This is a genomic window from Ectothiorhodospira sp. PHS-1, assembly GCF_000225005.1.
Classification (GTDB): domain Bacteria; phylum Pseudomonadota; class Gammaproteobacteria; order Ectothiorhodospirales; family Ectothiorhodospiraceae; genus Ectothiorhodospira.
Map to the genome: position 1 here is coordinate 39,355 of NZ_AGBG01000018.1, position 22,261 is coordinate 61,615.

General features: G+C 64.1%; 18 protein-coding genes and 1 pseudogene. 15 read left to right on the forward strand and 4 right to left on the reverse strand.

Features of this window, described 5'->3' with window-relative positions; all coding sequences use genetic code 11:
- Positions 1 to 6 precede the first annotated feature (6 nt).
- The 5 genes and pseudogenes from ECTPHS_RS08920 to ECTPHS_RS08940 all read left to right on the forward strand — a co-directional run bounded on the left by ECTPHS_RS08920 (position 7) and on the right by ECTPHS_RS08940 (position 5,998).
- A pseudogene (locus ECTPHS_RS08920) lies at positions 7 to 956 on the forward strand (hydrogenase subunit MbhD domain-containing protein).
- On the forward strand, positions 946 to 1,266 hold the full coding sequence (locus ECTPHS_RS08925) for a Na+/H+ antiporter subunit C (protein WP_008932408.1): 321 nt from the start codon (positions 946 to 948) through the stop codon (positions 1,264 to 1,266). The pseudogene ECTPHS_RS08920 and the gene ECTPHS_RS08925 overlap by 11 nt, the downstream one beginning before the upstream one ends.
- 1 nt (position 1,267) lies before the next feature.
- Positions 1,268 to 2,722 (forward strand): complex I subunit 5 family protein, encoded by a 1,455-nt coding sequence (locus tag ECTPHS_RS08930; RefSeq protein WP_008932409.1) that lies wholly within the window; start codon positions 1,268 to 1,270, stop codon positions 2,720 to 2,722.
- A gap of 1 nt (position 2,723) precedes the next feature.
- A complete protein-coding gene (locus tag ECTPHS_RS08935) occupies positions 2,724 to 4,265 on the forward strand; it encodes a complex I subunit 5 family protein (protein ID WP_050814239.1) in 1,542 nt (513 codons plus the stop codon).
- Positions 4,262 to 5,998 carry a complex I subunit 5 family protein gene (locus ECTPHS_RS08940; protein ID WP_008932411.1) on the forward strand — a complete coding sequence of 579 codons (1,737 nt, stop codon included), beginning with the start codon at positions 4,262 to 4,264 and terminating at the stop codon, positions 5,996 to 5,998. Before ECTPHS_RS08935 ends, ECTPHS_RS08940 begins: the two co-directional genes overlap by 4 nt.
- Here the strand turns inward: ECTPHS_RS08940 and ECTPHS_RS08945 are convergent.
- Positions 5,973 to 6,467 carry a peroxiredoxin gene (locus ECTPHS_RS08945; RefSeq protein WP_008932412.1) on the reverse strand — a complete coding sequence of 165 codons (495 nt, stop codon included), beginning with the start codon at positions 6,465 to 6,467 and terminating at the stop codon, positions 5,973 to 5,975. The genes ECTPHS_RS08940 and ECTPHS_RS08945 overlap by 26 nt on opposite strands.
- Before the next feature lie 133 nt (positions 6,468 to 6,600).
- Here ECTPHS_RS08945 and ECTPHS_RS08950 point away from each other — a divergent pair, with 133 nt between their 5' ends.
- The 6 genes from ECTPHS_RS08950 to phoU all read left to right on the forward strand — a co-directional run bounded on the left by ECTPHS_RS08950 (position 6,601) and on the right by phoU (position 15,095).
- Positions 6,601 to 7,998: a YhjD/YihY/BrkB family envelope integrity protein gene (locus tag ECTPHS_RS08950; RefSeq protein ID WP_050814240.1), complete on the forward strand. Its 1,398-nt coding sequence runs from the start codon at positions 6,601 to 6,603 to the stop codon at positions 7,996 to 7,998.
- Positions 7,999 to 8,148: 150 nt separating this feature from the next.
- Complete coding sequence (locus tag ECTPHS_RS08955; RefSeq protein WP_008932414.1) at positions 8,149 to 9,120, forward strand: PstS family phosphate ABC transporter substrate-binding protein; 972 nt, start codon at positions 8,149 to 8,151, stop codon at positions 9,118 to 9,120.
- 282 nt (positions 9,121 to 9,402) lie between these two features.
- Positions 9,403 to 11,700 (forward strand): ABC transporter permease subunit, encoded by a 2,298-nt coding sequence (locus ECTPHS_RS08960; protein ID WP_083838814.1) that lies wholly within the window; start codon positions 9,403 to 9,405, stop codon positions 11,698 to 11,700.
- Positions 11,701 to 11,764: 64 nt separating this feature from the next.
- Positions 11,765 to 13,444, forward strand: coding sequence for a phosphate ABC transporter permease PstA (gene pstA, locus ECTPHS_RS08965; protein ID WP_008932416.1), 1,680 nt, complete (start codon positions 11,765 to 11,767; stop codon positions 13,442 to 13,444).
- Between the two features lie 24 nt (positions 13,445 to 13,468).
- Positions 13,469 to 14,326, forward strand: coding sequence for a phosphate ABC transporter ATP-binding protein PstB (pstB, locus tag ECTPHS_RS08970; protein WP_008932417.1), 858 nt, complete (start codon positions 13,469 to 13,471; stop codon positions 14,324 to 14,326).
- 37 nt (positions 14,327 to 14,363) lie between these two features.
- Positions 14,364 to 15,095 carry a phosphate signaling complex protein PhoU gene (gene phoU / locus ECTPHS_RS08975; RefSeq protein ID WP_008932418.1) on the forward strand — a complete coding sequence of 244 codons (732 nt, stop codon included), beginning with the start codon at positions 14,364 to 14,366 and terminating at the stop codon, positions 15,093 to 15,095.
- A gap of 48 nt (positions 15,096 to 15,143) precedes the next feature.
- On the opposite strand, the gene ECTPHS_RS08980 is transcribed toward phoU, so the two are convergent.
- A complete protein-coding gene (locus tag ECTPHS_RS08980; RefSeq protein ID WP_008932419.1) occupies positions 15,144 to 15,707 on the reverse strand; it encodes a nucleoside deaminase in 564 nt (187 codons plus the stop codon).
- A gap of 191 nt (positions 15,708 to 15,898) precedes the next feature.
- Here ECTPHS_RS08980 and ECTPHS_RS08985 point away from each other — a divergent pair, with 191 nt between their 5' ends.
- The 4 genes from ECTPHS_RS08985 (at position 15,899) to ECTPHS_RS09000 (ending at position 19,187) form a co-directional block, all read left to right on the forward strand.
- Positions 15,899 to 17,596 (forward strand): nitrite/sulfite reductase, encoded by a 1,698-nt coding sequence (locus ECTPHS_RS08985; RefSeq protein ID WP_008932420.1) that lies wholly within the window; start codon positions 15,899 to 15,901, stop codon positions 17,594 to 17,596.
- A complete protein-coding gene (locus ECTPHS_RS08990; RefSeq protein ID WP_083838815.1) occupies positions 17,532 to 18,008 on the forward strand; it encodes a DUF934 domain-containing protein in 477 nt (158 codons plus the stop codon). The genes ECTPHS_RS08985 and ECTPHS_RS08990 overlap by 65 nt, the downstream gene beginning before the upstream one ends.
- A gap of 192 nt (positions 18,009 to 18,200) precedes the next feature.
- Positions 18,201 to 18,662 (forward strand): RT0821/Lpp0805 family surface protein, encoded by a 462-nt coding sequence (locus ECTPHS_RS08995; protein WP_008932422.1) that lies wholly within the window; start codon positions 18,201 to 18,203, stop codon positions 18,660 to 18,662.
- Between the two features lie 39 nt (positions 18,663 to 18,701).
- The gene (locus ECTPHS_RS09000) at positions 18,702 to 19,187 is read left to right on the forward strand and encodes a DUF411 domain-containing protein (RefSeq protein WP_008932423.1); all 486 of its coding nucleotides are present in this window, start codon (positions 18,702 to 18,704) and stop codon (positions 19,185 to 19,187) included.
- A gap of 18 nt (positions 19,188 to 19,205) precedes the next feature.
- On the opposite strand, the gene ECTPHS_RS09005 is transcribed toward ECTPHS_RS09000, so the two are convergent.
- Together ECTPHS_RS09005 and ECTPHS_RS09010 are read right to left on the reverse strand one after the other, a co-directional pair.
- Positions 19,206 to 19,922 carry a phosphoadenylyl-sulfate reductase gene (locus tag ECTPHS_RS09005; RefSeq protein WP_008932424.1) on the reverse strand — a complete coding sequence of 239 codons (717 nt, stop codon included), beginning with the start codon at positions 19,920 to 19,922 and terminating at the stop codon, positions 19,206 to 19,208.
- Between the two features lie 105 nt (positions 19,923 to 20,027).
- Positions 20,028 to 21,917, reverse strand: a complete 1,890-nt coding sequence (locus tag ECTPHS_RS09010; RefSeq protein ID WP_008932425.1) for a pyruvate kinase — start codon at positions 21,915 to 21,917, stop codon at positions 20,028 to 20,030.
- Positions 21,918 to 22,261 lie beyond the last annotated feature (344 nt).

Here is a 22,261-nt window from a genome sequence, read left to right on the forward strand (position 1 = left end):
CACGCGATGCCTGAAGAGATCACCACCTGGTTTTTGATCGGTTTTGATGCCCTGCTGGTCCTCACCCTGCTGTGGGTTGCCTGGCGTCTGCTGGCGGGCGGGGATCTATTCCGGTCCGTGGTCCTGTTCATTGCCTTCGGTTTGCTGCTGTCCCTGGCCTGGGTGCGTCTGTCTGCCCCCGACGTGGCCCTCGCGGAGGCCGCCATCGGTGCCGGCGTCACCGGTGCCCTGCTGCTGGTGGCCCTGGGACGGTTGCGGCGTCTGGAAACCCGGGCCTTCGGGGGAGGAAAAAAGCGATGATCCGGCATCGCTCCGCACCGGCCCTGATGCCCTTGATGAGCCTGACTCTGGCTGGGCTGCTCCTTGTTGCCGTGCTGGATCTACCGCCACAGCCCGGGCTGGTCGAACCGGTGGCCGGCGCCATGGACCGGGCCGGTGTGGATCATCCGGTCACGGCGGTGCTGCTCAATTTTCGCGCCTACGACACCTTCCTGGAACTGGCGGTGCTGTTGCTGGCCGTGCTGGCGGTCTGGTCCCTGGGGCGTCGTGATCCGATTCCGGCCCGACCGGTGCAGGGGCCGGTGCTGCACGGCACCCTGCGTCATCTGATCCCGGTGGCGGTGGTTACCGGGGGCTATCTGGTCTGGGTAGGCAGCAGCGACAGCGGCGGCGCCTTCCAGGGCGGGGCCGTGCTGGGGGCCGCCGGCGTCATGTTGATGTTGTCGCGTCCCCGCGAGCTGCCCATGCTGCCCGCGCCGCTGCAGCACCTGGGTCTGGCCCTTGGGGTCTGTGTTTTCCTGGCGGTGGGCACCGCGGGTCTGCTGGCTGGTCACGGCTTCATGGGGTATCCCCCCGCCTGGGCCTACCCGTTGATCCTGGGTATCGAACTGGTCGCCGCCCTCTCCATCGCCCTGACCCTGGTGCTGCTGTTCCTGGGAGGGCGCCATGGCCACTGAGCCCGTCAGTCTTCAGATCTACCTCGCGTGTGGCACCCTGCTGTTCGTGATGGGACTGCATGCCCTGGTGGCGCGTCGTCATCTGCTGCTGAAGATCCTCGCCATCAACATCATGGGTTCCGGGATATTCATGGTCCTGCTGGGAGTGGCCGCCGGCGGTGATGGCGGAGTGGATCCGGTGCCTCATGCCCTGGTCATTACCGGCATCGTGGTGGCACTCAGCGCCACGGCCGTGGCGCTGGTGCTGATGCTCAGGGTGAAGGCGGCCACCGGCCTGGCGCGATTGCCCCGGTCCGGGCCGGAGGACTGACATGCCGCCGGCCGCTGCCATGGCAGACGTGCTCCTGGCTCCCTGGCTGGTGATCCTGCCTCTGGCGGGTGCCTTGCTGGCGGGACTGTGGCCTGCCGCGGTCCGATGGTGGGGGCTGCTGACGGCGCTGCTCACCCCGGTCATGGCCCTGCTGCTGGCCCTGCAGGTGCATGCCCAGGGTCCCGTGATCCTGGATCTGGGGGGCTGGGCGCCGCCCCTGGGTATCACCCTGGTGGTGGACGGCCTGGCCAGCCTGATGGTGCTGATGACCGCCGGGGTGGGGCTGGCCATCAGTCTGTATGCCCTGGGCTACCTGGGCGGAACAGACCGGGGCCGCTGGTTCTGGGTCCTCTGGCTGTGGCTGTGGGCGGCCATGAATGCCCTGTATCTGTCCGGGGATGTGTTCAATCTCTATGTCACCCTGGAACTGGTGGTGCTGGCGTCGGTGGCCCTGGTGGCCCTGGCCGGCGGTGCCGCCCCCCTGGTGGCGGCCATGCGCTACCTGCTGGTGAGCCTGCTCGGATCCATGGCCTACCTGATGGGGGTGGCCCTGCTCTACGGGGCTTATGGCACGCTGGATCTGCAGGGGTTGGGTGCCCAAGTGGTACTGTCGTCGGCCCCCATGCTGGCGGCGGTGCTGATGACCGTGGGGTTGCTGGCCAAGTCCGCCCTGTTCCCGCTGCATGTCTGGTTGCCCCCCGCCCATGGCAGTGCCCCGGCGCCGGTCAGCGCGGCGCTTTCGGCTCTGGTGGTCAAGGTGTCCTTCTATCTCATCCTGCGGCTTTGGCTGACGGTCTTCCCGGCATTGCCTCTGTCGGGGCTGGATGTGCTGATGGGGGCGCTGGCCGCCGGGGCGGTGCTCTGGGGCGGCCTCATGGCGTTGCGGGCCCCTCGGCTCAAGCAGGTGGTGGCCTATTCCACCGTGGCCCAGGTGGGCTATCTGTTCCTGCTGTTTCCGTTTCTCCGGGCGCATCCGGAGGGCTGGAAGGCGGTGGTCTTTTTCGCGGTTGCCCACGGGGTGGCCAAGGCCGCCGTGTTCCTGGCCGCCGGCACCCTGCAGCGGGCGGCGGGTCACGACCGGCTGGCGGAGTTGGGGGCGGTGATGCGGGGGCGGCTCAAGACCAGTTTTGCCCTGGGGATTGCTGGTGCCGGTCTGGTGGGTTTGCCCTTCACCGGGGGTTTCATCGCCAAATGGCTGCTGGTGCAGACCGCCCTGGAGGCCGGGCTGTGGATCTGGGCCCTGGTGGTGCTGGGTGGCGGGCTTCTGGCCGGCGCCTATGTGTTCCGTCTGCTGGGGCCGGCCTTTGAGCCGGGCCCCGCGGATCGGGGGCGTCCCTTGCCCGCGGTGATGGAATGGGTGCCCCTGGCCCTGGCCCTGCTGACCATCGGCCTGGGGTTTGCCGGTAGCCCGGCCTTGTCGTTGCTGGCCCGAACCCTGGCCGGGGGAGGGGGCTGAAATGGCAACGGGGGGATACATGCTGCTGCTGATTCTCCTGAGCTCCCTGCTGCCCGGGGTGGCCATCTTCTTCCTGCGGGAGCAGCAGTTTGCCCTGCGCACGGCCCTCAACCTGGGGGGCGCCACCCTCAAGTTCCTGCTGATCATTGCCCTGTTGGTGGGAGTGTACCGGGACGGCAAGACCTACAGCCTGAGCGTGAACCTGTTGCCGGGGATCGATCTGGTGCTGGCGGCGGATGCCCTGTCTCTCTTGTTTGCCACCCTCTCGGCGGTGCTCTGGCTGGTCACCACCATCTACGCCATCGGCTACCTGGAGGATTCCCCCAACCGCAGCCGCTTCTTCGGTTTCTTCAGCCTGTGCGTGAGCGCCACGGTGGGGATCGCCTTCTCCAGCAACCTCATCACCCTGCTGATCTTCTACGAGATCCTGACCCTGGCCACCTGGCCCCTGGTGGTACACCGGGGCACGGCGGAATCCTTCCGGGCCGGGCGCATCTATTTGGCCTACACCCTCCTGGGGGGCGCGGTGCTGCTGGGGGCCGTGGTCTGGCTGACCCTGCTGGCGGGTTCCGAGCCCTTTGTCGCCGGCGGTTATCTGCGGCATCTGAGTGCCGACCAGGGTCCGGTTCTGATCATGATCTTTGCCATGCTCATGGCCGGATTCGGGGTCAAGGCGGCCTTGCTGCCCCTGCATAGCTGGCTGCCCCGGGCCATGGTGGCCCCGGCCCCGGTGAGTGCCCTGCTGCACGCGGTGGCCGTGGTCAAGGCCGGGGCCTTCGGCATCGTGCGGGTGCTCAATGATGTCTACGGGGTGGAACTGGCGGCGGATCTGGGGGTGACCCTGCCGTTGCTGCTGCTGGCCATCATGACCATCGTCTATGGTTCGGTGCGTGCGGTGTTTGCCGATGATCTCAAGCAACGGCTGGCCTTTTCCACCGTCAGCCAGGTGTCCTACATCATCCTCGGCGTGGCCCTGGCCGGACCCATCGGTGCCGTGGGGGGGCTGGTGCATCTGGTCCATCAGGGGGTGATGAAGATCACCCTGTTCTTCTGCGCCGGCAATTTCGCCGAGACCCTGGGCATCCATCGGGTGGATGAGATGCGTGGGGTGGGCCGGCGCATGCCCTGGACCATGACCGCCTTCACCCTGGCGGCCCTGGGGATGATCGGCATTCCCCCGCTGGCCGGGTTCATCAGCAAATGGTATCTGGGCCTGGGCGCCCTGGAGGCGGGAATGGCCTGGGTGACCGGCGTGCTGGTGGTCAGCAGTCTGCTCAACGCCCTGTATTTCCTGCCGCCGATCCTGCGGGGCTGGTTCAGTCGCCGGGAGGGGGCGTGGCCCGATGAACGTCACGGGGGACGACGGCTGGAAACCCACTGGATGCTGCTGCTGCCCACGGTGACCGTCGCCGCCATGGCCCTGGGCATGGGGCTACTGGCCTCCCTGACCATCAGTCCCCTGTACTGGGTGACCTTCATCGTGGAATTCGAGTACGGCTACGATCATATCTGGCGCGCCATCTTCGAATGGGAGACGCCATGACCCTGGAACTGTGGCTGATCCTGATCCCTGTAACCCCGCTGCTGCTGGTGCTGGCGATGGCCCTGCCGGGCCTGGGGCGGCATCTCTGGCGCCTGACCCCGCTGGCGGTGTTGCCGGCCCTGGCGGGCCTGGTGTGGCTGCCGGATGGTGCCTGGGCCTTCTATCCCTGGCTGCTGATGGGTACGGAACTGGCCCTGGATCCGGTGGGACGAGGCTTTTTGCTGCTCACCGCCCTGCTGTGGGGCGCGGCGGCCGTTTACGCCCAGGGGTATCTGGGGGCAGGTCCGGCCCGGGTGCGTTTCCACGCCTTTTTCCTGTTGGCCATGGCGGGCAACCTGGGGCTGGTGGTGGCGGCGGACGTGGTCTTTTTCTATACCAGCTTTGCCCTCATGAGCCTGGCCGCCATGGGGCTGGTGGTGCACGACCAGCGCTTCGAATCCTGGCGGGCGGGTTGGGTCTATCTGGGCATGGCCGTGGTCGGCGAGGTGGCCCTGTTCACAGGGCTGATCCTGCTGGTGCACGATGCCGGCGGACATGGCATGGTGCGGGTCTGGGAGCAGCCGCCGGATGCGGCGGCCGCGGCCCTGCTGGTGATCGGTCTGGGGGTGAAGGCCGGGCTGGTCCCCCTGCATGTCTGGCTGCCCCTGGCCCATCCGGCGGCGCCCACCCCCGCCAGTGCGGTACTTTCCGGGGCCATGATCAAGGCGGGCCTGCTGGGTTGGATGCGCCTGCTACCGCCGGGCAGTGCGCCGGAAGCCCTGGGCACGATCCTGGTAGTGTTGGGCCTGGTGGGGGCCGGCTACGGGGTGGCGGCGGGGGTTTTTCAGTATCGGGCGAAGACCGTGCTGGCTTATTCCAGTATCAGTCAGATGGGGCTGATGACGGCGGGCCTGGGGGTGGCGATAGCCCACCCGGCCCTGGCGCCCGCGCTGATATCGGCACTGGTAATCTACGCCCTGCACCATGGCATTGCCAAGGCAGCTCTGTTCCTGGGGGTGGGCATTGCCCAGCGGGTGGGGCGACCGGCGGCACTGGCCTGGTTGCTGTTGCCGGGACTGGCGCTGGCGGGGATGCCCCTGACCAGTGGCGCCGTGGCCAAGACCCTGCTCAAGGCACCCCTGTACGATGCGCCCGTGGATCTGTCCCTGGTGACCCTGTTGCTGTCCACGGCGGCGGCCGGCACCCTGCTGCTGATGCTGCGGTTCTGGGTACTGGCCGCCGGTGGCGCGCGCGAGCCTCGCCCGGTGTCGGTGTTCCTCTGGCTGCCCTGTCTGGTGCTGGTGCTGGGCACGGTACTCCTGCCCTGGGCTCTGGCACCGGAAGGCGCGTTCAAGGCCCTGACCCCCGACCATGTGCTGGCGGTGGCCTGGCCCATGGGTTTGGGACTGTTGATCGGCGGCAGCGGTGTGCTGCTGGCTCGTCTCTGGGGCGGGACCATGCCCCGCTTGATACCCGAGGGGGATCTGTGGGTGCCTTTGGAGCGGGGCGGTCAGGGGGTGCTGGGATGGATTTCCCGTACCCCTGGGTTCTGGCACATGCCGGGCGGCGGGTTCACCCTGGCCCTGGTCCATGGGCTGCCCCGGCTTTGGGCGGCATGGCTGGACCGGGTGGCCCGGGGCGAGCGCCTGCTGCTGCGCTGGGAGACCCTGGGGCTGCTGTTCATCGGTCTGGTGCTGTCGATGCTGGTGGCGATCTATCTGGGGGCGGTCATGGTCGGCCCTGGAGGGCCTTGAGGACGGCATCGGCGGAGCTTTCCACCACCTGTCGGGGCTTGTCCACACCGATCCATTCCACCCGGCCGTTGTCCACGATCATGGCATAGCGCCGGGAACGGACCCCCATCTGACTGCCGGTGGCATCGGATTCCAGCCCCACGGCCCGGGTGAGATCCCCATTGCCGTCGGAAACCATCATGATCCGGTTGTCCACCGCGTGGATGTCGGCCCAGGCACTGAGGACGAAGATATCGTTCACCGCCAGGCACAAGAGCCGCTCGATGCCGGCGGCCCGCAGCTGCTCCGCCTTGTGGATGAAGCCGGGCAGATGAACACCGGAGCAGGCGGGCGTGAAGGCACCGGGGACGGCGAACAGGGCGCAGCGGTAGCCGCTGAAGAGTTCCGTGGTGGTGATGGGGTGGTCACCTGCCGGTGTCATCACGCGCAGGGTGGTCTCGGGGATCTGATCGCCGACCTGGATGGGCATGACGGGCGCTCCTTAGTTGACGTTCGGGGGGCAGTGTAGCGGCTGCACGAAGAAAGAGGAACGTCGCTCATGTCGTGCCGGTCCCTGCTGCCACCGGTATGACAGGGGCGTCTCCAGCGCCTATCATGAGGATATGCGTCGATTGCAAAGGAGCCGATCGGTGAAGATTGCGGACTATCCCGAGCACCTGAGAAAACTGGTGGAGCAGGGTGACCTGCGACGCATGCCCCGATCCCAGGCCCGGGCGGTGGGTGCGGCGCGGGCGGTCATGAGCATCGGCCGGGAGGTCTCCGCCGGACAGCTCAACCTGCATGCCATGAGCCTGGTCTATACCAGCCTGCTGTCGGTGGTACCGTTGCTGGCCCTGTCCTTTTCCGTGCTCAAGGCCTTTGGGGCTCACAACGCGGTGGAGCCGTTCCTGCTGACGGTGCTGGAGCCCCTGGGTGAGCAGGGGGAAGAGATCGTCACCAACATCGTGGTCTTTGTCGAGAACATGCGGGTGGGGGTGCTGGGATTCATCGGCCTGATCTTCCTCTTCTTTACCGTGATCGGCCTGGTCCAGAAGGTGGAGGCGGCCTTCAACTACATCTGGCATGTGACCAGTCCCCGCAATTTCGCCCAGCGTTTTTCCAATTATCTGAGTGTGATCCTGGTGGGGCCGGTGCTGATCTTCTCGGCCTTGGGCATCACGGCTTCGGTGATGGCCGCCGACGTGGTGCAAAAAGCCATGGACTATGGCCTGGTGGGGGAGTCGGTGGCGCTGCTCAGCCGCCTGGTGCCTTATCTGTTGGTGATGCTGGCCTTCGCCTTCATCTACATTTTTGTGCCCAACACTCGCGTGAAACCGGTGCCGGCCCTGGTGGGGGCATTGGTGGCGGCGTTGCTGTGGCAGACCACCGGGTGGGGCTTTACGTCCATGATGGCCGGCTCCACCAAATATGATGCGATCTATTCCGGATTTGCCATCGTCATCATGGCGCTGTTCTGGCTGTATCTGAACTGGCTGATCCTGTTGGTGGGCTCTCACGTGGCTTTCTATGTGCAGCATCCCGGCTATCTGCATGTGGCCCATGGATCGCCGATGAGGCTCTCGGGAGATCTGCAGGAGCGCCTGGCGCTACGGGTGATGCGCTTGGTCGGGGAGCGGTTCTATCAGGGCGAGGGGCCGACGCCCAGGGCACGGATGGCCCGGGACTTCAATCTGCCGGAAGAGGGGGTGGAGCCGGTGCTGGAGGCCCTGCGGCAGGCGGGGCTGCTGGTGTCCGCGGGCAGTGAGGCCGAGGCCTACGTGCCCGGGCGGGATCTGGAGCGGATCAACCTGAAGGAGATTCTGGATTCGGTAAGGGGCTATGGCAGCTCATTGCTGGACGAGGGGTTGCCCGATGAGGACCGGCGTGTGGATCAGGTGCTGAGCAAGCGTGACGAAACGCTGCAGGCGCTGATGGGGGGGATGACCCTGAAGGCGCTGGTGACCGATGAGATGCCGGTCCTGGAAGAGGCGCAGGCCGGTTCAGGGCATTCGAAGCATTAGAGGACCGCGAGCCGCGAAGGGGTTGTCACCAAATCGTCACAATCCCTTCACAAGCCTGACACCGCAGGTTCCCATACTTCTCCATGTCAAAACTGCTTCCCCTTGCGAGATGCAGGACACACGCACACCCCTGTCCAGAGGAAATCAATGATGAACCTGAAGAAGGCCCTTGTCGCCGGCGTGGCCGCGGCCCTGATGGTTTCCGCGCCCGCCATGGCGGATCGCGTCGACCCCAACCTGCCCGACTACCAGCGCGTCTCCGGCATCTCGGGCAATCTGTCCTCCATCGGCTCCGATACCCTGAACAACCTCATGACCCTCTGGGCCGAGGAGTTCAATCGCTTCTATCCCAACGTCAACATTCAGATCCAGGGTGCCGGCTCCGGCACCGCTCCGCCGGCCATCACCCAGGGGACCGCCAACTTCGGTCCCATGAGCCGTGCCATGCGCTCCTCCGAGATCCAGGCCTTCGAACAGGCCCACGGCTATCCGCCCACGGAAGTGGGTGTGGCCATCGACATGGTGGCGGTGTTCGTGAACAAGGATAATCCCATCCAGGGCATGTCCATTCCCCAGGTGGACGCGGTATTCTCCGCCACCCGCCGCTGCGGCCATCCCGAAGACATCACCCGCTGGGGCCAACTGGGCCTGACCGGCGCCTGGGCCAACCGCGACTTCACCCTCTACAGCCGTAACGCCGTCTCCGGTACCTATGGCTTCTTCCGTGAAGTTGCCCTTTGCGGGGGTGACTTCAAGCCCAGCATCAACGAGCAGCCTGGTTCCGCCTCCGTGGTACAGGGCGTGACCGAGTCCATCAATGGCATCGGCTATTCCGGCATCGGGTACCAAACCGCCGGCGTGCGTGCCATTGCTGTTGGTAAGGATGACAGTCAGTTCTTCGAGCCCACGGCGGAAAATGCCGCCACCGGCGACTATCCGCTGGCCCGTCAGCTGCTGGTCTATGTGAACTCCCACCCCAACCGGGGCATGGCCCCGCTGGAAAATGAATTCGTCAAGCTCATCCTGTCCAAGCAGGGACAGGAAATCGTGTTTCGTGACGGCTACATCCCCCTGCCGGCCTCCGTGGCCGCCCAGGTGCGCGAGCGCGTCGGTGTGAAGTAAGCAGTCCTTGTGACCGGTTGTAAGCCAGCCCCGGCGAGGTATCGCCGGGGCTGTTTTTCTTGTGCCCCTCACCCGTCACTTCCATCACCCCTGTCACTCCCACTGCGCCGTCGCTCCCGCGAAAGCGGGAGCCCAGGCCTTTCAGTCCATCGCTGGATTCCCGCTTTCGCGGGAATGACGGCATGCGCGCCTTTCATGAAATATGACAATCCGTAATCGTACTGTCACTTTCGTGGGTTACCGTGCGCGCAAAGTGCAATCCCTTCGGACGGCGATTTCCCCATGACTGATGCATCCATCACAGCCCCGGGCAAGGACAGCAGGCCGTCGGCCACGTTGCTCCCCAGCGGTGAAAAACGTGCACGCCTGCGCAAGTGGCGCTATTTCAAGGACGGTGTGTCCCGCTATGGCGTGGGTGCCGGCGGTATCGGGGTGGTGTTCGCCCTGGGTCTGATCTTCGTCTACCTCTTTTACGAGGTTTTCCCGCTGCTGGTGCCGGCGGATGTCTCCGTTGAAAGCACCTACCAGCTCCCCGGTGATGCCGACGCCGATACCCTGTTTCTGACCCTGGAGCGCTATCAGGAACTGGGGGTGCGCTTTTCCGATCGCGGTATCGCCACCTTCTTTGAAACCGGCGATGGCCGCGTCCGCGCCCAAGCGGCCATGCCCATTCCCGAAGGAGTGGCTGTCACCAGCTTTGCCCATGGCGAGGCTCGCCAGCGACTGGTGGCCTATGGCCTGTCGGACGGCAGCGCCATCGTCGGCCGCCATGCCTATGACCTGAGCTATCCGGATGACATCCGTTACATCACGCCCAAGGTGGATTTCCCTCTGGGGGATGACCCGGTGGTGGTGGATCCCCAGGGCAGGGCTCTCACCCAGATTGCCGTCCAGGAAGGCCCCCAGGGTTTCGTGCTGGCGGCGCTCACCGAAGACAACCGCCTGCTCATGAGTCGGGTACGCAGCACCACCAACCTCTTCACCGGGGCCGTGGACGTGCGGCGGGACTCTTTCCAGTTGCCGTCTCCACCCGGTAACACCCGGCAGATCCTGGTGTCCGGGGATCATCGCAGCGTCTTCGTTGCCGATGACCTGGGACAGCTCCATTACTACGACATCTCCGTGCCGGCCAATGCCCGTCTGGCCGATTCCGGCCGGGTGGTTCCCCAGGGACACCAGATCACGGCCATGGATTTCCTGGTGGGCACCCTGTCCATCATCGTCGGCGGGTCCGACGGTTCGGTGTCCCAGTGGTTCCTGGTGCGGGATGAGCAGAATCGTCACCATCTGACCCTGGTGCGGGAGTTCGAATCCCACGCCGCGCCCATCACCGCCATCACGCCGGAACTGGCCCGAAAGGGATTCTATGTGGGAGATGCCTCCGGTGTACTGGGCATTCATTACGCCACCTCCCACCGGACCCTGCTCAAGCGTCAGCTGACCGATGGCCCGATTCGGGATATCGGCCTGTCGCCGGTGAATCGGGCGATGCTGGTGCGGGACGACGCCGATAACCTGCTGTTGCTGGACCTGCGAAACCCCCATCCTCAGGCGTCATGGCAGGCCCTGTGGAGCCGGGTATGGTACGAGGGACGCAGTCAGTCCGAGTATATCTGGCAGTCCTCCGGCGCCACCGATGACTTCGAGCCCAAGTTCAGTCTCATTCCCGTGACCTTGGGCACCCTCAAGGCCGCCTTCTTCGCCATGCTGTTCGCCACCCCCCTGGCCATCATGGGCGCTATCTACACTGCCTACTTCATGCAGCGGCACCTGCGCACCGTGGTGAAGCCCACGGTGGAGATCATGGAGGCGTTGCCCACCGTGATCCTGGGTTTCCTGGCGGGCCTGTGGCTGGCACCGTTCATTGAGTCCCATCTGCCGGCGGTGTTCAGCATCCTGATACTCATGCCCCTGGCCATGCTGGCAGCAGGCTTCGCCTGGACCCGCATGCCCCTGAGCGTGCGCCAGTACGTCCCTCTGGGTATGGAGATCCTGGTGCTGGTGCCGGTGATCCTTCTGGTGGGCTGGCTGTCCATCGCCGCCAGTCCGTTGGTGGAAGTGCTGTTCTTCGGCGGCAGCATGCGGCAGTGGCTGACCGAGGTGGGCATCACCTACGACCAGCGCAATGCCCTGGTGGTGGGGATCGCCATGGGCTTTGCCGTCATTCCCACCATCTTCTCCATTGCCGAGGATGCGGTATTCAACGTGCCCAAGCACCTGACCCAGGGTTCTCTGGCCCTGGGCGCCACTCCCTGGCAGACGGTGGTGGGCGTGGTGCTGCCCACCGCCAGCCCCGGCATTTTCGCCGCCGTGATGATGGGCTTCGGCCGGGCCGTGGGCGAGACCATGATCGTGCTGATGGCCACCGGCAACAGCCCGGTGATCAACTTCAACATCTTCGAAGGCATGCGCACCCTCTCGGCCAACATCGCCGTGGAACTGACCGAGACCGCCGTGGGCAGCACCCACTACCGCATCCTGTTCTTCTCCGCCCTGGTGCTGCTGATCCTCACCTTCGTGGTGAACACGGCGGCGGAGATCATCCGCCAGCGCCTGCGTCAGCGCTACAGCAATCTGTAGGCCGGGGAGGGCATGACATGATGATTTTTCTGGAACTGGACCGGAACGTGCCGGGAACAAGCCAATGACTCTCAAGAACTGGTTCAAGAGCGGCAGCCCCTGGGTCTGGCTCAATGCCGGCGCCATCGCCATCAGCATGATCATGGTGGTGGGTCTCCTGGCCCTCATTATGGTGCGTGGCTTCTCCCACTTCTGGCCCTCGCCGATCCTGATGACGGACCTGACCACCCATGACGGTCGCGAGATGCGCATTGTCGGCGAACTGTCCCGCTCCCAGGTGCTGCCGGCCCAGGTGCTGCGGGATGCGGGGGTGCCCATCGACGATGACATCCAGCTGGTCACCCGTCATCTGATCAAACAGGGTAACCGGGATGTCTGGGGGCGGGATTTTGTCTGGTACCCGGAACTGGGCATGACCCAGTGGACCTATCCGAAGGACGCCATGCGCCTGGAGCGGCGTGAATGGGGCGATTTCTACGGCTTCCCCGTGCGCATCCTGGAACAGGGCCGCACCGTGGCGGAAGGAGACCAGCTGTGGCCGGAGTTGCAGCAGCGCATTCGCCGCGCCAACGATATCTTTGATGAAATCCGCCGCATCGAGCGACGGGAGATCGGCAACGTCAATCACCGCATGGAGCGGGTGCGTCTGAGCGAGCGGCGCCTGGACCTGCAACTGCGTGAAGGCCGCATCACCGTGGCCGAGCGGGATCAGGGCATGGCGGCCTTGGCCGCCCAGCGCCTGGTACTGGACCAGGAATACGCCGTGCTGCAGGAGCAGCTGGACGCGCTGTACAAGGACGTGCGTCGCGACACCCTGGTGACGCGGGTGATGGATGGTCGGGAATGGGACATTCCCATGGCCCAGATCATTCGCGCCATCCAGCCGAATGACATGAATGTGTTCAGCAAGACCGGCCTTTATCTCAAGCAGTTCTGGGAGTTCATGAGCGGTTATCCCCGTGAGGCCAACACCGAGGGCGGCATCTTCCCGGCCATTTTCGGTACCGTGACCATGGTGTTCATCATGTCCATCATCGTCACCCCCTTCGGTGTGCTGGCGGCCATCTACCTGCGGGAATATGCCCGCCAGGGGCCGCTGCTGCGGGTGATTCGCATCTCCGTGTACAACCTGGCGGGGGTGCCCTCCATCGTCTTCGGGGTGTTTGGCCTGGGCTTCTTCGTCTATTTCATGGGCGGGGCCATTGACCGCAACTTCTATCCTGAAGCCCTGCCGTCGCCCACCTTCGGCACGCCGGGTCTGATGTGGGCCTCCTTCACCCTGGCCCTGCTGACCCTGCCGGTGGTGATCGTGGCCACGGAGGAGGGGCTGTCGCGGATTCCCAGCACCATCCGTCACGGCAGTCTGGCCCTGGGTGCCACCAAGGCGGAGACCCTGTGGAAGGTGGTGGTCCCCCTGGCCACGCCCGCCATGATGACCGGCCTGATCCTGGCCATCGCCCGGGCCGCGGGCGAGGTGGCGCCGCTGATGCTGGTGGGGGTGGTGAAGCTGGCTCCGACCCTGCCCATCGACGGTAACTTCCCCTTCATTCATCTGGAGCGCAAGATCATGCATCTGGGCTTCCACATCTTTGACGTGGGCTTCCAGAGTCCCAACGTGGAGGCGGCCCAGCCGCTGGTTTACGCCACCGCCCTGACCCTGGTGGTCCTGATCGTGGTGCTGAACCTGACCGCCATCAGCATTCGCAACCATCTGCGCGAGAAATATCGCGGCGAGTCGGATTGATCCCGGTCGAAGAGATTCAAGAATATGGACGGCATGACAACCATGACAGAGCAGAACACCATGACCCACGGCGTCACCGCCGGTCTCTTCGAGAACACCGAGCGCAAGCGTCTGCGCCTGGCCGACGAGACCATTGCCCTGGAAGTGCAGGACCTCAACCTCTACTACGGTGAGGCCCAGGCCCTGAAGCGCATCTCCATGAAGGTGGCCGCGAAGCGGGTCACCGCCTTCATCGGCCCCAGCGGCTGCGGCAAGTCCACCCTGCTGCGCTGTTTCAATCGCATGAACGACCTGGTGGATGCCTGCCGTATCGAGGGCAAGATCCTGCTGGAAGGGGATGACATCTACGACCGCAAGGTGGACGTGGCCGAGTTGCGTCGCCGGGTGGGCATGGTGTTTCAGAAACCCAACCCCTTCCCCAAGTCCATCTACGAGAACGTGGCCTACGGCCTGCGCCTGCAGGGTGTGCGTGACCGCAAGGTCCTGGACGAGGTGGTGGAGCGTTCCCTACGGAGTGCCGCCCTCTGGGATGAGGTCAAGGACCGTCTTCACCAGAACGCCTTCGGGCTTTCCGGGGGTCAGCAGCAGCGTCTGGTCATCGCCCGGGCGATTGCCATTGAGCCGGAGGTAATCCTGCTGGACGAACCCGCCTCGGCGTTGGATCCGATTTCCACGGCCAAGATCGAAGAGCTGATTTATGAGCTGAAGGAGGATTACACCATCCTCATCGTCACCCATAACATGCAGCAGGCGGCCCGTGTATCCGATTACACCGCCTACATGTATCTTGGCGAGATGATCGAATACGGCGACACCATGACCCTCTTCACCAATCCCAGGAAGAAGGCCACCGAGGACTACATTACGGGTCGTTACGGCTGATCGGCCGTTCTTCACCGATATTTTCGAGGCAATAGCGATGGACAAGAACAAACTGGGTGGTCACTACCTGGAGAAATACAACGAGGAACTGGAGACTCTGCGCAACCGTGTCCTTGCCATGGGCGGCTTGGTGGAATCCCAGGTGACCGATGCGGTGAGCGCACTGGTGGCCGCCGATGTGCGCCTGGCGGATCAGGTCATCAAGAACGATGCCCGGGTCAACAGCCTGGAGGTCATCATCGACGAGCAGTGTGCCGAGATCCTGGCCCGCCATCAGCCGGCGGCCAGCGATCTTCGCTTCATTATCTCCATCGTCAAGACCATCACCGATCTGGAGCGTATCGGCGACCAAGCGGAAAAGGTGGCCCGCATGGCGGTGCACCTGGCGGAGAAGGACCGACCCAAGAATCAGTACGCGGATGTTCAGTCCCTGGGCGAACGGGTGGCGCGTCTGGTGCATGAGGCCCTGGATGCCTTTGCCCGCATGGATGTGGAAGTGGCCCTGGCGGTGGCCAGGGAAGATGCCCATGTGGACCGGGAATATGAGTCCGTGATGCGCCAGCACATCACCTACATGATGGAAGATCCCCGCACCATCACCCGTGCCCTGGACGTGATCTGGGCCCTGCGGGCGCTGGAGCGCATCGGCGATCATGCCCGCAACATGTGCGAATATGTGATCTACCTGGTGAAGGGCAAGGACGTGCGCCACGTCAGCCTGGAGGAGATGGAAAGGGCTGCCCGGGGCGAGACGCCGGGAGAGGAATAGGCCGCCCTCGCGGGAGTCTCCCGCATCGTGACTGCTGGTGCCCGGCTCTCAGTAGAGCCGGCCGCCGGTCGCCAGATACTGATTGAGCACGGCCACGGCCTCCTCCCGCAGCACCCCTCCCGTCACCCGGATGCCCCGTCGTTCCAGGGCCTGCCGCCAGGCCGCGGGCTTGTCGCCCTCGTCAAACCCGATGGCCCGAACATCCTCGTCCAGGGCCGCGTAGACCAGTTCCCGGATGCCGGACCAGGGCAGGGCACCCATGCACATGGCACAGGGTTCGGCCGATACCGCCAGCCGATACCGGTGTTGCCCGCCATCGCTCAGGTCGTGCCGCCCCACCCTCTGCTGGGCCATGGCCAGTGCCACCATCTCCCCATGCAGGATGGAACAGCCCCGGCTCACCACCATGTTCACCCCCGGTGCCACCAGGGTCCCGTCCTCGTCGAAGATGGCGGCCCCAAAAGGCCCGCCGGTGCCGTGGATCACATTCTGTCGGGACAGTTCGATGGCGAACCGGACCTGTGCCTCGGCGGTCTCCAGCACGGGAGCCGGCCCCTGCAGTTGTGCCCGCAGCCAGTCGGGCAGGCGGACTGTCAGCTCGGGTAATTCCATGATGCCTCCAGGTGGTCAACTGCCTGGACTTCATTGTAGGCCTTGCGGGGCGTTCCTGAACCTGCCCGACACTCCCCTTGACCTGCCTCATATTCACTAAAGGAATCAATAGATGAATACAAATTCTTTTTTGATCGTTATCAATTGAAGTAACCTCCTGCAAAGCTCAAGAATGCAGGAGACGGTAGACAATGTACCAACAGGATGAATGGGACCAGGCCCTGCTGCGGGAGCGGGTGGCGGAATTCCGCGACCAGACACAGCGCTTTCTGGCCGGGCAGCTGACCGAGGATGCCTACCGTCCGCTGCGCCTCATGAACGGCCTCTATGTGCAGCGCCACGCCCCCATGCTGCGGGTGGCCATCCCCTATGGCGTCCTCTCCTCGGACCAGTTGCGGGGGCTGGCCCATGTGGCCGAGCACCATGACCGCGGCTATGGCCATTTCACCACCCGCCAGAACATCCAGTTCAACTGGCTCACGCTGGCGTCGGTCCCCGATGTCCTGGCCGAACTGGCCGAGGTGGGTTTGCATGCCATCCAGACCAGCGGCAACTGCATCCGCAACGTCACCACCGATCCGCTGGCGGGACTTTTGCCCGGCGAGGTGGATGACCCCCGGCCCTGGTGTGAGCTGATCCGGCAATGGGCCACCCTGAACCCCGAGTTCACCTTCCTGCCGCGCAAGTTCAAGATCGCCGTCAGCGGCCGCCTGCACGACCGCGCCGCCTGCCGGATTCATGATCTGGGGCTGGAACTTCGGCGGGATGAACAGGAGAAGCCGGGATTCCGGGTCTGGGTCGGCGGCGGCCTGGGTCGAGAGCCCCATCTGGCCCAGTGCCTGCGGGAGTTCCTGCCCGCTGATGATCTCATCGACTATCTCACGGCGGTATTGCGGGTCTACAACCAGGCCGGGCGCAGGGATCATCTCTACAAATCCCGTATCAAGATCCTGGTCAAGAGCCTGGGGATCGAGGCCTTCTCGAATCAGGTGGAAGCAACCTGGCAGGACATTCGTGAAACCCGGTCCATCTCGGCCCTGGCCGCCCTGGCGCGGATCCAGGCCCGATTCACCGAGCCGGCCCATGATCCCGCGCTGGCCGATGACCGGATCGAGCCCGCGCCCACCGGGGCTTTTGCCCGCTGGCTCCGGTACAACACCCGTGAACACCGGGTACCCGGGTACCGGGTGGTCTTCATCCTGCTCAAGGGGCTGGAACGGGCGCCCGGCGACCTGACGGCGGTGGAGATGCGCGTGCTGGCCGATCTGGCGGATCAGCACGGCTTCGGCCGGTTGCAGACCACCCATGATCAGAACCTGCTGCTGCCCCATATTCCGGTGCGGGCCCTGCGGGAGGTCTGGCAGACCCTGGACATCCTGGGTCTGGCCAATCCCGGCATCGGCACGGTGAACGATGTGACCGCCTGTCCGGGACTGGATTACTGCAATCTGGCCAATGCGGCCACCCTGCCGCTGGCGCAGCAGATCCAGCAGCGTTTCCAGGATCTGGATTATCTCCATGACCTGGGGGAGGTCCACCTGAAGATCTCCGGCTGCATGAACGGATGTGCCCATCACCACGTGGCGGACATCGGTCTGCTGGGTGTGGAAAAGCAGGGCGGTTCCTGGTTTCAGCTGCTGTTGGGAGGCCGTGCCGGGTCCGAAAGCCGTCTGGGGCGCGTGCTCGGGCCGGCCCTGCGGGCGGAGCAAGTCCCGGACGCCATCGAAACAATACTCGCCCTTTACGCCGCCCGGCGGCTGTCGGGGGAGCCTTTTGCGGAGACGGTGCAACGCATCGGTCTCAAGACTTTCAAGGAAACGGTTTATGAACAACATGATCATTCTCGACGGGCAACTCACCACGGATCACTGGCGCACAGTGAGGGATGACGAATCCCTGCCGCCGGACGGAAGCCTGCTGTTCGGGTATGAGCGGTTCGTCGCCAACGCCCTGTTCTATTCCCAGCGCCCCGGCGGACTGGGCGTGATCCTGCAACCGGAAGACAGCCTGGAGCCGATCCTGCCGTGGCTCGGCCGATTGAACCTGATCGGCCTGCACTTTCCCCGGGTGGCGGATGGCCGGCACTACAGCACTGCCCGGTTGCTGCGTACCCGGCACGGCTATCAGGGCGAACTCAGGGCGACCGGCGAGGTCTATCGGGATCAGCTGGACTTCATGCGCCGGGTCGGTTTCAACGCCTTCCAGTTGCCGGAGAGTGAAGATCCGCAGGCGGTGCTGAATGGTGTGAGGAGTCCGAGGGCCTATCCGGATCTGCAGTATGATCTGCTCAGAACCGCTTGATCGTCCGGTCTCCATGGGAAGCAGGGAGGCTTCCCGAACCGGGCTGGGCCTTCCGGGGTGTGTTTGAGGAACCTGCCGGGACCGGGCGGTTCCAATTTCCATATGGCTTGGGTCAGGCCCCGTTCAGGTCTTGTGTTCTATCCTCCCACGGAAGCCTGAACCTGTCTGCGCAAAAGACCCGGGAGCATCATCATGACCATTCTGAGCAAGATCAGCATTGCCGCCATCATGGGCGCGGCCGTCCTCGTCGGCGGCTGTGCGACGGGACCGACCCAGGAGCAGACCGGGGCGGTGATCGGCGGGGCCCTGGGCGGCGTCATCGGCAGTCAGGTCGGTGCCGGCAGGGGGCGTACCGCCGCCATCATTGCCGGCACCCTGGCGGGCGCGGTGGTTGGCGGTTCCGTGGGGCGGACCATGGACGAAGTGGATCGCATGAACGTCTCCCGTGCCCTGGAAACCTCCCCCGACAATCGCCCGGTGGCCTGGCGCAACCCGAATACCGGCCACAGTTTCCAGGCCACCCCCACGCGCACCTACCAGGCCTCGGGTCAGGACTGCCGTGAATATACCGTCATCGGTAATATCGACGGTTCACGGGAAACCATCACCGGCGTGGCCTGCCGGGATGCCCAGGGGCGCTGGATCAATCAGTAGTTCTTTCAATCGATGACCGTAGCCGGTCCGGAGTCAACCATGTCCCCCGCAAAGGATGTTCCATTTTTCCTGAAACCCATCCTGATGCTGTCCCTGTTGATCGGTGCCCTGTCCCTGGGGTGGGCGCAGGCGGAAGACGTGGCCATCACCGTCTACAAGGACCCCGACTGTGGCTGCTGTACCCTGTGGGAACAGCACCTGGAGGCCAACGGCTTCCGGGTGGACAGCCGGGAAACCCGTGCCATGGGTCTGGTCAAGGCGCAGGTGGGACTACCCCGTGCCATGGCCTCGTGTCATACCGCCATTGTGGATGGACTGATCGTGGAGGGACACGTGCCTGCCGAGGTGGTGCATCGCTTCCTTGCCGAGCGTCCGGCGGGAGCGGTGGGCATTGCCGCCCCGGGCATGCCGCTGGGTTCTCCCGGGATGGAGATGCCCGATGGCCGGACCCAGCCTTATGACGTCATGGCCTTCGATGCCGAAGGCCTCAGTTGGGTCTACAGCTCCCATCACGACGGTCAGTAGCCGAACACGACCACCGGCTCACACATGCTCATGCAACCCGCACTCGCGCTTGAGGCCGAAGAACCGCATCTGTGACGGGTCATCAATCTCATGTACCGAGCGCGTGGTATGGACATCACCGATGGACAGGTAGCCCTCGTGCCACAGCGGGTGATAGGGCAGTTCATGGCGGGTGAGATAGCGGTGCACATCCCGGTCGGTCCATTCGATGATGGGGTGAATCTTCAGCCGCCCATTCTGTGAGGCCACGATATCCAGGTTTGCTCGGGAGGCCGACTGCTGTCGGCGCAGCCCGGCAAACCAGGCGCGTGCCCCCAGTTCACCGAGTGCCCGCTGCATGGGTTCCACCTTGTTCATCCGGTTATAACGCTCGATTCCCTCCAGCCCCTGTTCCCACAGCTTGCCGTAGCGCGCCTCCTGCCAGTGCGGGGAAAGGGCGGCGCGGTACACATGCAGGTTCAGGTTGAGGCGCGAGGACAGTTCATCCACGAACCGATAGGTTTCCGGAAAGAGATAACCCGTATCCACCAGGATCACGGGGATATCCGGTTGTTCACGGGTCACCAGATGCAGCATCACCGCGGCCTGCGCACCAAAACTGGAACTGAGCACGATCTGCTCACCGAAGTGCTCCAGTCCCCAGCGCACCCGGGCCTGCGCACCCAGGGATGCCAGTGTGCGGTTGATGCCTTCCAGGTTTTCGTGGTTGTGCCGTTCAATGGCCGGTGCTGACATGCCGTGTTCCTCCATTCGTTGTTGGAGGTACAGTAGCAAGGATTGCGGATGGTCAAAAAAGAATAAAATATAACTTATCGATTCATTTTTGGTATTTATGGCGGTCTAGCCGGCCAGTCGCAGAGCCTGGAGCTGGGCGGTCTTCTTGTGCTGATGGGCCTGCATCCGCACCAGGATGCTGTCCAGGGTCCGAAGGGCGTCCAGGATATAGGGACCCTTGTTGAGCATGACGCATTCGGCCCGTCCCGCCATGGCGGCGTCCGTCAACTCCGGCCGCGAGATCAGGCCTTCCTTGGCAAGGCTTTCCAATACCTGGGTGGCCCAGATCACCGTCACATGGGCCGCCTCACAGAGCCACAGGATCTCTTCCTGTATCTCCGCCAGACGTTCTCCCCCGATCTCCACCGCCAGATCGCCGCAAGCGATCATCACCCCCAAGCGGTGGCGCCCCAAGGTGGCCAGGATGATCTCCGGCAGATTCTCCACTGCTCGGCAGGTCTCGATCTTGGCCACGATGCCCAGGCCCGAGCCTCCTCGCCGGGCCAGTTCATCCATGAGCAGTATCATGTCCTGCCGGGATTCGACGAAGGAATAACCCACCAGATCCGCGTGGGCTGCCACGAAACCCAGGTGTTCGAGATCCTGCGGACTCAGGCCGGGCAGGTTCAGCGAGGCGCCGGGGAAATTGATGCCCCTGTCCGGCCGCAGGCGATGTCCCTGGGGACGGCAATGGGTGATGCGGATCATGACGCCGTCGTCAGTGAGGTGATCCACCGTACCGCCAATCTTGCCGTCATCGATCCAGATTTTTTGCCCCGCCTCCAGGGCCGCCAATGCCTCGGGCGTGGTACAGGCAATGTGTGCGGGCAGCAGGCATTGCCCGTTCTCGTCCACCGTTGCCGGTTGTCCCGGGGTCTGGGTGCGAGTCAGGTGCAGCAGATCATCCTTGAACAGTCGGATCGTGACGGGTTCCAGCGCGGGCCAGTCCAGTTGCAGTGTCTGTATCTCATGCCAGTCACCCATACCGTTACGGCGTTCATGAACGAAATGGGTAGACTGGGTGAAATAGGCGCCACGGTCCAGGTTGGCCAGCCGACCGCCATGGTCCAGTGTCTGCACGATGCTCATCCGGCGCTTCTTGCCCCGGGTATCTTCAAAAACCAGTCGGTCACCGGCCTGCATGCGATCCAGACAAGGAGCCGGCAGCAGATATTGATACACACCCTCACCCACAGTTATCAGCGTCCCGTTCGCGGGATTCAGGATGATCTGCGCTGGTTGCATCACCCTGCCAAGCAGGTTGCGCCGTGGTTTGACATGAGAAACCGGCGGGCGATGGGCCAAGGGACCGGTGCGTAGCTTGTGACCCGCCAGATCCATCAGGATCGTACAGCGGGAGTTCAGTCTTCGCTCGGCGGCGCGCAGGTGGCGGATCATGGCGGACCAGACTTCCGGATCATCATGGGCGCAGTTGATGCGGGCGCAGTCCATGCCGGTTTCCACCAGTTTCTGCACCAGATCCTCATGCAGGGCGGCTTCCCTGGGCAGTGTGACCATGATGCGCACCTGCCTTCCGGCCGGCGGGGTTCCGAACAGATGGTCGGCATTTTCCTTGAGCGTGTGCCGACCCCGTTCGAAATCGATCCCGGCGGGTTCTGGATCGGCTTCATGGTTGCGGTGGGTGAGTCGGGTCAGTACCCGCAGCACCTGATTGATGCTGGCCATGACATGGGCCTCCGTGCGCCCCAGGGAAGAGAGCCCCTGTCTTGCCAGGCATGTCTGCAAGGGGCGCAGGTCTATTGCCCTCAATGCCAGATACTGGGCCAGATTGCGGGCGGAAAAGGGAATGATGTCCGGGCAATCGGGATGAAATTTCTTCAGCCGCTGTTCAGCGCCGGACACCACCTCGCTCCTGAGCTTGAGCATGGCATCCGTCAAGGTATTGAGGTCTGCCAGAGAGGCATCCGGGGTTGCCGAGGCGGGGCGCTGAGTCATGGGTTGGAGAACCTGTATCGCGCGTGGCCATTTCCACGCATCCACCCGTGAATACCATGCGGGCATGACAGGCGCGTGAACTTTTACAAAGACACGGCATTGTCAGCAAATTGTCATCGTGAATGCATAGCATGAGCGTGTTTTGCTTATCGAATCTCATCTCGACAATGGCTGACTGTGAGGAATGATTGTAATGAAACCGAAATTTCCCCTCCTGCTCGCAGGTCTTGTGCTGGTGCTGGGCGTGACGGGTTGCCAGACTGCGCCGGAAAAGTCCCCGACGGCTCAGGGGTCGTCACAACAGGCTGACATGAAGGGCCCCTTTGATCGCCCTGGATTCAGGG

Excerpts from the sequence above, each read along its gene's own strand:
- pstB (WP_008932417.1), top strand. The coding sequence starts at position 13,469 with ATGGACGGCATGACAACCATGACAGAGCAGAACACCATGACCCACGGC.
- ECTPHS_RS08940 (WP_008932411.1), top strand. The coding sequence starts at position 4,262 with ATGACCCTGGAACTGTGGCTGATCCTGATCCCTGTAACCCCGCTGCTG.
- ECTPHS_RS08925 (WP_008932408.1), top strand. The coding sequence starts at position 946 with ATGGCCACTGAGCCCGTCAGTCTTCAGATCTACCTCGCGTGTGGCACC.
- ECTPHS_RS08950 (WP_050814240.1), top strand. The coding sequence starts at position 6,601 with ATGCGTCGATTGCAAAGGAGCCGATCGGTGAAGATTGCGGACTATCCC.
- ECTPHS_RS09005 (WP_008932424.1), bottom strand. The coding sequence starts at position 19,922 with ATGTCAGCACCGGCCATTGAACGGCACAACCACGAAAACCTGGAAGGC.
- ECTPHS_RS08985 (WP_008932420.1), top strand. The coding sequence starts at position 15,899 with ATGTACCAACAGGATGAATGGGACCAGGCCCTGCTGCGGGAGCGGGTG.
- ECTPHS_RS09000 (WP_008932423.1), top strand. The coding sequence starts at position 18,702 with ATGTCCCCCGCAAAGGATGTTCCATTTTTCCTGAAACCCATCCTGATG.
- ECTPHS_RS08930 (WP_008932409.1), top strand. The coding sequence starts at position 1,268 with ATGCCGCCGGCCGCTGCCATGGCAGACGTGCTCCTGGCTCCCTGGCTG.
- pstA (WP_008932416.1), top strand. The coding sequence starts at position 11,765 with ATGACTCTCAAGAACTGGTTCAAGAGCGGCAGCCCCTGGGTCTGGCTC.
- ECTPHS_RS08990 (WP_083838815.1), top strand. The coding sequence starts at position 17,532 with ATGAACAACATGATCATTCTCGACGGGCAACTCACCACGGATCACTGG.
- ECTPHS_RS08955 (WP_008932414.1), top strand. The coding sequence starts at position 8,149 with ATGAACCTGAAGAAGGCCCTTGTCGCCGGCGTGGCCGCGGCCCTGATG.
- ECTPHS_RS08960 (WP_083838814.1), top strand. The coding sequence starts at position 9,403 with ATGACTGATGCATCCATCACAGCCCCGGGCAAGGACAGCAGGCCGTCG.
- ECTPHS_RS08995 (WP_008932422.1), top strand. The coding sequence starts at position 18,201 with ATGACCATTCTGAGCAAGATCAGCATTGCCGCCATCATGGGCGCGGCC.
- ECTPHS_RS08945 (WP_008932412.1), bottom strand. The coding sequence starts at position 6,467 with ATGCCCATCCAGGTCGGCGATCAGATCCCCGAGACCACCCTGCGCGTG.
- ECTPHS_RS08980 (WP_008932419.1), bottom strand. The coding sequence starts at position 15,707 with ATGGAATTACCCGAGCTGACAGTCCGCCTGCCCGACTGGCTGCGGGCA.
- phoU (WP_008932418.1), top strand. The coding sequence starts at position 14,364 with ATGGACAAGAACAAACTGGGTGGTCACTACCTGGAGAAATACAACGAG.
- ECTPHS_RS08935 (WP_050814239.1), top strand. The coding sequence starts at position 2,724 with ATGGCAACGGGGGGATACATGCTGCTGCTGATTCTCCTGAGCTCCCTG.
- ECTPHS_RS09010 (WP_008932425.1), bottom strand. The coding sequence starts at position 21,917 with ATGACTCAGCGCCCCGCCTCGGCAACCCCGGATGCCTCTCTGGCAGAC.